General features: G+C 64.7%; 1 protein-coding gene. It reads left to right on the top strand.

Features of this window, described 5'->3' with window-relative positions:
• A partial coding sequence (locus HCN51_RS57770; protein ID WP_168022233.1) for a tetratricopeptide repeat protein occupies positions 1-477 on the top strand: 477 nt, incomplete at its 5' end.
• Between the last annotated feature and the right edge of the window lie 302 nt (positions 478-779).

Here is a 779-nt window from a genome sequence, read left to right as displayed (position 1 = left end):
GCCATCACCACCTACCAGGACGCCGTCGTCCTCTGCCGCGATCTCGGCGACCGTCACGGGGAAGGCCGGGCGCTGAACAACCTCGGCCTCGCCCTGCAAGAAGTGCGGCAGTTCGGTGAAGCCATCACCGTCCTTCAGCAATGCCTGCACATCTGCCGCGATCTCGGCGACCGTCACGGCGAGGGCCGGGCGCTGAACAACCTCGGCCTCGCCCTGCGCGAATCACGGCGTTGCGAGGAGGCCATCGCCACCTACCAGGACGCCGCCGCCATCCACCGCGATCTCGGCGACCGCCACGGCCAAGGCCTGGCACTGAACAACCTCGGCCTCGCCCTGCACGATATGGGGCGAGTCGATGAGGCCATCATCGCGTTCAAGCAGGCTCTAACGATGTTCGACTCCATGAAGGACGATCACATCCTCGATTTCGTGCGAGCCAAACTCACAGCGGCGCAGCGGCAACGAGCTGAGGGCTGAGGCAAGGCATCACGTCTTCTCGCGCTGACGAGTTGCCCGACGAACGCGTGCGGCCCCGTTGATCCGTCACGGTACCCTCCGTTTTCCGCGGGATCAGCATTCTCAAGGTGGGGGCCGCCCGAACGCTGAAGGCAATGCGAGCGTTTGCATCAACGTTCGCCTACGCGGCGATGAAGCCGCATCTGGTGAAGGTTGTGTGCTGCGTCTGGTGTGATGAAGATTCACGGGGGTGTGGGGGCCGGGTTCTCGTCACCCACCCTCATGGGGTGATGCCCTCGCGCCTCATGTATCGCACGAGCGCG

The sequence above is a fragment of the Nonomuraea composti genome, assembly GCF_012034275.1.
Classification (GTDB): Bacteria; Actinomycetota; Actinomycetes; order Streptosporangiales; family Streptosporangiaceae; genus Nonomuraea; species Nonomuraea composti.
The sequence above is the reverse complement of the archived record's forward strand: the minus strand, read 5'-3'. Positions and strand labels throughout refer to the sequence as shown.